Raw genomic sequence first — 6,147 nt, forward strand, 5'->3', positions numbered from 1 at the left:
AGTCTTAGACTACATTTTAAAAGAATAGAGAGCACCAGTCAGAGACTGGCGCCAGAGTAATTTGTAAGAGGTGGGAGTGTTCTGTCCGCCGCGGCGGACAAACCACGGTGAGGGAATGTGCTAGCGTGTGTGGCTTTCAATCATCGTTTCCGCATGCACAGCCGTATGTGATTGTTTATGCAAATCATGCTGCTTTGAAAACCTCCTGTCAAAATATTCAAACAAAGCAGTATTTAAAATAAGCAGCAGCATGCCGTAAAAGATATCTTCTACCGGAATGGTTCCGATGCGTATGCCAAGATTTTCAAAATCATCATACCATACAATTGGTTCGTCAGGCCCCGTTCCTGTGAGGATACCGTTGACTATAAAAAACGGCAGCAATATAACCAGGTATGAAAAGTAAAAATCTGGCAGCCATGGTACCTCAAACAGCGTTAACAGGATCAGCGTGAAGCTAAGTACAAAGAAGGTGACACTGGTATAAATATGCTGGATATAAACAAAGCCGGTACCCATGAGAATAAATACCAGCAGCAGCGTAATCACTTCATGCGGAACCTTTTCCCGCATGGCCGGGAAGAACAGTTTCAGGCAGTGATATGTGTATACGCTTGAAAAGGGAATGCAGATAAAAAACAGAATTTCTTCCAGCGGCAGGTTGCCTGCATGTATTCCCGTGAGGTATGCTGGATTAAAGCCCCAGACGCCAAGCCGCGTATAATACATATCCCATGGGATGAACAGCATGCATACCATGAGATTGGATAAAGCAAACGCAGCCCATTTTTTATAGAATAACAGCTTAGGGTGGAAACTGAAGATCAGCGGTACAATGAGCGAACCTAAGTCTATTGCCAGGTAAGTATATTCAGTGCGCATTTCTTTTGGCTTCTTTAAAATATTTCAATGGAACAAGCAGCATGCCGAAGCATTCACCATCTTCTTTGCTGAGATGTTTGTGATGGATCTTATGCGCCTTCCGGATTGCCCTGAAATAAACAGAATCCGCATGGCGCAGTACTTTGATGCGCTGGTGTATGAACAGGTCATGGATAAAAAAATATGCCATGCCGTAAAGCGTTATCCCTACAGCGATCCAGAAGGAGATTGAAAAATCTTTTATGCCCGTAATGAACAGGATGATTGCCGGTGTTGCGAAAATGATAAAGAAGAAATCATTGTGTTCAACCGGTTTTTCGGGATCCGGCTGGTGATGGTCCTTATGCAGGTTCCAGAGGAAGCCGTGCATGATGTATTTGTGCGCCAGCCAGGCTACAAATTCCATGGAGATGAATGTGAGTATAATCACTGTTGTAATGGATAGCCAGTTCATGATCGTATGTTTAAATAGCTTTACACTCAGTTTTTTTTCAGAACAAATCGTAAACAGTCATTGCTGGAATGATTGCTTTTCTTCTTCGGTACAAATGCCGGATGTAAGCATCAAATCCCGGATCCTTCTTTTCAGGTCCGCATCCGGATGCAAGGCATATTTTGCCCGGATGATTTTTTTATCGGCCTCTATCTGGTTGTTGTAACCCAGGAAGGCAGGGGTGTTTGCCTGCACACCAATTCTCAGGAAACGGAGTTCCAGATTCTCCGGATCATTTTTAATCACATTCTCAAGCATGTTCTTTCCATTATTGAAAGCGCTGAGCTTGGATGACGGGTTATACAGATGTTTTGCTTCAATCATGTAAGATACGGCAATATAACCTTTGATGCAGGCATCCGGATGTTGTATGGCATCTAAAGCTGCTTTGAATTTATCTGAATCTGCTTTCGATGCTGCTGCCCGGTAATAAAGGTCTCTGATGGCAACCATGTTCCATTCTTCACCACGTGCAGCCAGCGGCAGCAGCAGCAATACTATATACCTCAGCAACATCACTACAGTACATTAAACTGGTTGCGCAGATAAGATTGGAACAGCAGCCCGAATTTGTTAACATTCGGTATACGGATGCGTTCTTTCATGATCCGTTCCGGCGGGATTGATTTTATTTTATGGAACAGGTTCTTATAATAAATGTATGCCAGGTATACGCCGAGCCTTGCTTCTTCTGGTAATTGCCTGATGCCGATCAGCGCATGCTGGAAATCTTTTTCAATATCCGATTCAATATTTTTTTTGATCTGCATATTGAAATTTTTCATGCTTACATCCGGAAAGTAGGTTCTGCCTAAAGAATCAAAATCCTCTTTGGCATCGCGCAGGAAGTTTACTTTCTGAAAGGCTGATCCCAGGCTCATGGCATAAGGCTTCTGCTTTTCATACGCTTCAGCGTTCCCCTGTACAAAGACACGCAGGCACATAAGGCCCACTACTTCTGCCGAGCCAACAATGTATTCCTTATAGGATTGCTGGTTGTGTGCAGATTGCTCAAGATCCATTTCCATGCTTCTCAGGAACGTATCAATCAGTTCCCATTCAATGTTGTATGTATGCACCACATGCTGGAATGAATTCAGGATCGGGTTGAGGCTTATTTTAGATTCAAGCGCTGTGACAGTGTCTTTGCGGAACTGTTCCATCAATCCTTTTTTATCATAGTCGTGGAATGAATCCACAATTTCATCTGCAAATCGTACATAGCCGTATATGGCGTAAATAGGGTCGTGCAGTTTTTTATTCAGAAAATGTATGCCTAAAGAAAAACTCGTACTGTATTCTTTCGTCGTTAATTTACTGCACATGGCAGAAACGTTGTCAAATAATTGTTTCATACATTTACGTTTAGTTTTTTTAATAACTCTGTTGCGGCTACTTGTCCTGATACAATGGAAGGCGGTACGCCAGGCCCCGGTACAGTAAGTTGGCCGCAGTAATAAAAATTGGGTATGCGGTTGTTTTTAATTTTAGGTTTCAGATTGGCGGTCTGCGTAAGCGTATTGGCAAGACCATACGCGTTACCTTTATAGGAATGATAATCTGTAATGAAATCCTTTACGCAGTAGCTTTTCATGTATTCAATATTTTTCCGGATCTCCATGCCTGTATAAGATTCCAGACGGTCCATCAGCTTATAGTAATACGCTTCGCGCAATACCGGTTCATCTATCAGTCCGGGTGCGATCGGCATCAGGATGAATAAATTCTCTTTGCCGGCTGGTGCAACAGCAGGGTCTGTTTTAGAAGGACAGCAAACATAGAAGAGCGGATCATCCGGCCATTGGGGCTGCTGGTATATTTCGGTTGCATGTCTGGCAAAGTCGGCATCAAAGAAAAGGTTATGGTGCTCCAGTTTTTCCAGTTGACAGTTTAAACCTATGTAGAAGATCAGTGATGATGGAGCAAATGTTTTTTTGTCCCAGTATGCTTCGTTGTAGTTGCGGTCTTTTTCGCGCAGCAGTTTACTCTCCACATGGTGATAGTCTGCAGCTGCAATCAGTCCGTCCACCTGTTGTTTGCCGTTGCTGCCTGTCAATGAAATTTGCGAGCGGTTCAGTTTTTCTATTCCGGAAATTTCTTCCCCGGGTTTAAATACAACACCCTGCTCGCGACAGATTTTTACCAGGGCATCAATCACTTTTTTGAAACCGCCCATCGGGTAAAAGGTGCCCTGCTTTAAACCCGCGTAGTTCATGAGGCTGTAGAGTGCCGGCGTATTTTCAGGCATGGCCCCCAGGAACAATACGGGGAATTCCATCAAGGCAATCAGCTTTTCATTTTTAAAATAACGGCGCACATGTTTGCTGAAAGAAGAAAAGACCTGCAGGCGGAACATACCGCTGACAGTATCCGCATTGATGAGCTCCAGCAGCGACAGGCCCGGCTTGTAGATCAACTTTTTTACACCTACGTTATACTTATATTCAGCTTCATGCATGAAGTCCCTGAGTTTATCGGCAGCTCCGGTTTCAACCTGTTCAAACAATGCAAGCAGTTCTTCCCAGCCTGCAGGGATCTTCAGCGTTTCACCATCAGAAGTAATAATCTGGAAACCCGGGTCGAGTTTTTTCAATTCATAAAAATCACTGCTGCTGTATCCAAACTGTTCATAGAAGCGTTCGAACACATCGGGCATCCAGTACCAGCTGGGGCCCATGTCGAAGGTAAATCCATGGGCTTCAAACTGGCGCATACGTCCGCCGAGCTGGTCATTTTTTTCAAATACCAGTACCTGCTGTCCTTTCCGGGCCAGTACAGCCGCGGCGCATAAGCCGCTGATGCCGGATCCTATGATTCCAATGGTTTTCAATGCTTCTTTGTTAAGTTATTTTTTTAATAGCTGCATGAACTTTTCAATATCAGAGATCCAGGTATGGTCTTTCGGCAGCTTTACCTGTTCTGCTAACCAGGCAGCGCCGCAGACATATTTTTTTATTCCCGGGAAATCCTTTTTCATGGTATTCATCAATGTTTGCAGCCATTCAGGCGAATGATAGCGTACAACAAAGTATTGCAGGCAGTCAGGTTCGGTGTCGGCAATGACTGCAGCCAGGTTATAATAAGGTACACGCTGGCCCAGGTATATAACACGTTTATTGGCTGCACGCAGCAGGTAATTTGCAATCAGCAGGCCCAGTTCATGGTCTTCTTCTTCCGGCAGGAACAGCAGCCAGGTTTCGGCAGACGGGGGAGGCACAGGAAGTTTTTCGATGGCATGATACAGTTTTTGTTTCAGCAGGCTTGAAATAAAATGTTCCTGCGCAGGTATGATTTCACTGGTGCCCCAGAGCATACCTATTTTTACCAGCATCGGGTAAATGATTTTCTGGTAGCAGGCCACCATGCCGTATTTTTTAATGACCTCTTTGAACGTTTTATCAAACTCTGCTTCATTATAATCAAGTCCGGCAGCAATGAGCTTGTGTATGTAAACCGATATTTTGGCATCTTCACCGGAAGCCTGTGGAATAGAGCTCTCCAGCAGGGTGTTTATTTCAATATCGGTTAGCTCACTGATGCGCGAGATTTTAATACCCAGCTTAATGAGCGTTGATATGTTCAATAACCTCCGCACCTGGTCGTCATCATAGCTGCGGATGTTGCCGTCTGTTCTTGACGGGGTAAGCAGGTTGTAGCGCTGTTCCCAGATACGGATGGTATGCGCCTTGATGCCGCTTAATTTTTCCAGGTCAGAAATTGAATATTGAGACATGTATTTTGTTTAACTTTTATTGAAAATAGTTAAACAAAACTAAACCGGCAAATTCCGCGATAAAAAATATTTTAAAAGGTTTAAAATCATCGATATAATGAAAATTAAGCGTTTCTGTATTTTGTTCCTGAAAGACAGGCCGACCATTTCCAGCTCTTCCGGATTAGGTACACCCGAGATATGGCTCAACAACTGTTAATGATGTAATTTATTGTGGTTTATCTGTAATGCTTGTTGAAGCCTAAGCAAATAGTATTGTATATACATTCAGTTTATTTAATCATCAACAGCCAGATTTATGAAAAAAATATTTATTGCACTGACCTTCCCCTTTGTATCGTTTTTATCAAATGCCCAGCACATGTCGGCCGGTATTACGGTAGGCTCAGGCACAGGCTGGATGACAAACAGCAATACCCATGTGGTTCATAAAGAATCCTGCAACGTTGGCGGTACTTTTATATATAGTACTGACGCGCACTGGGGCTTTGCAGCTGATATAAAATATTCACGGGAAGGATTTAAATATACGTATCCCGGTACCGGCGAATATGCCGGCCGTACACTTGATACGCGGGTAAGCAGTGATTTTATCCGTGTGCCGTTGCGTGCGGTTTATTTCTTTAATGAATATGCGAAACCGGTGCGACCGAAAATTTCATTGGGGCCAAGCTTTGGCTTCTTAACCGGGGGCAAAATCCGGGTGGAAAATGATGACCACGACAATTTTTCTAAAACACCTGTGAACGATCAGTTCAAGTCTTTTGATTTTGGATTGCAGGCTACAGCCGGTGTGAATTTCAGGCTTGCAGAGGATGTATGGTTGAGTACAGAGGTTGCTTATTACCAGGGTTTACTGAAGCAGAATAAATATGGTTCAAACAACATGATGAATGGCAATGTGGTATTGAACCTGGGTCTGACAGTAGGAATAGGGAAGTGATCACGACCATCTTCAACCAGGAAGCGGTAACTTCCCTACGGAATAGGTGTCTTTTTACTTGAAAGTTTTTAAACTTTCAAGTAAAAAATCATTTCC

7 protein-coding genes are annotated in these 6,147 nt (G+C 43.5%); 1 reads left to right on the top strand and 6 read right to left on the bottom strand.

Features of this window, described 5'->3' with window-relative positions; genetic code table 11:
- Window positions 1–120: 120 nt before the first annotated feature.
- The 6 genes from ACTHJT_RS10855 to ACTHJT_RS10880 are packed head-to-tail and all read right to left on the bottom strand — an operon-like array spanning window position 121 to window position 5,108.
- Complete coding sequence (locus ACTHJT_RS10855) at window positions 121–882, bottom strand: lycopene cyclase domain-containing protein (RefSeq protein WP_440238044.1); 762 nt, start codon at window positions 880–882, stop codon at window positions 121–123.
- On the bottom strand, window positions 872–1,336 hold the full coding sequence (locus ACTHJT_RS10860) for a beta-carotene hydroxylase (RefSeq protein ID WP_440238045.1): 465 nt from the start codon (window positions 1,334–1,336) through the stop codon (window positions 872–874). Before ACTHJT_RS10860 ends, ACTHJT_RS10855 begins: the two co-directional genes overlap by 11 nt.
- Before the next feature lie 57 nt (window positions 1,337–1,393).
- Window positions 1,394–1,891 carry a hypothetical protein gene (locus tag ACTHJT_RS10865; RefSeq protein ID WP_440238050.1) on the bottom strand — a complete coding sequence of 166 codons (498 nt, stop codon included), beginning with the start codon at window positions 1,889–1,891 and terminating at the stop codon, window positions 1,394–1,396.
- Between the two features lie 2 nt (window positions 1,892–1,893).
- Window positions 1,894–2,730 carry a phytoene/squalene synthase family protein gene (locus tag ACTHJT_RS10870; RefSeq protein WP_440238046.1) on the bottom strand — a complete coding sequence of 279 codons (837 nt, stop codon included), beginning with the start codon at window positions 2,728–2,730 and terminating at the stop codon, window positions 1,894–1,896.
- A complete protein-coding gene (locus tag ACTHJT_RS10875) occupies window positions 2,727–4,205 on the bottom strand; it encodes a phytoene desaturase family protein (RefSeq protein WP_440238047.1) in 1,479 nt (492 codons plus the stop codon). Before ACTHJT_RS10875 ends, ACTHJT_RS10870 begins: the two co-directional genes overlap by 4 nt.
- 15 nt (window positions 4,206–4,220) lie before the next feature.
- On the bottom strand, window positions 4,221–5,108 hold the full coding sequence (locus ACTHJT_RS10880) for a MerR family transcriptional regulator (protein WP_440238048.1): 888 nt from the start codon (window positions 5,106–5,108) through the stop codon (window positions 4,221–4,223).
- A gap of 298 nt (window positions 5,109–5,406) precedes the next feature.
- Here ACTHJT_RS10880 and ACTHJT_RS10885 point away from each other — a divergent pair, with 298 nt between their 5' ends.
- Window positions 5,407–6,051 (top strand): porin family protein, encoded by a 645-nt coding sequence (locus tag ACTHJT_RS10885; RefSeq protein ID WP_440238049.1) that lies wholly within the window; start codon window positions 5,407–5,409, stop codon window positions 6,049–6,051.
- Window positions 6,052–6,147 lie beyond the last annotated feature (96 nt).

Origin of the sequence: Cytophaga sp. (assembly GCF_051961495.1) — a bacterium.
Taxonomy (GTDB): Bacteria; Bacteroidota; Bacteroidia; order Cytophagales; family Cytophagaceae; genus Cytophaga.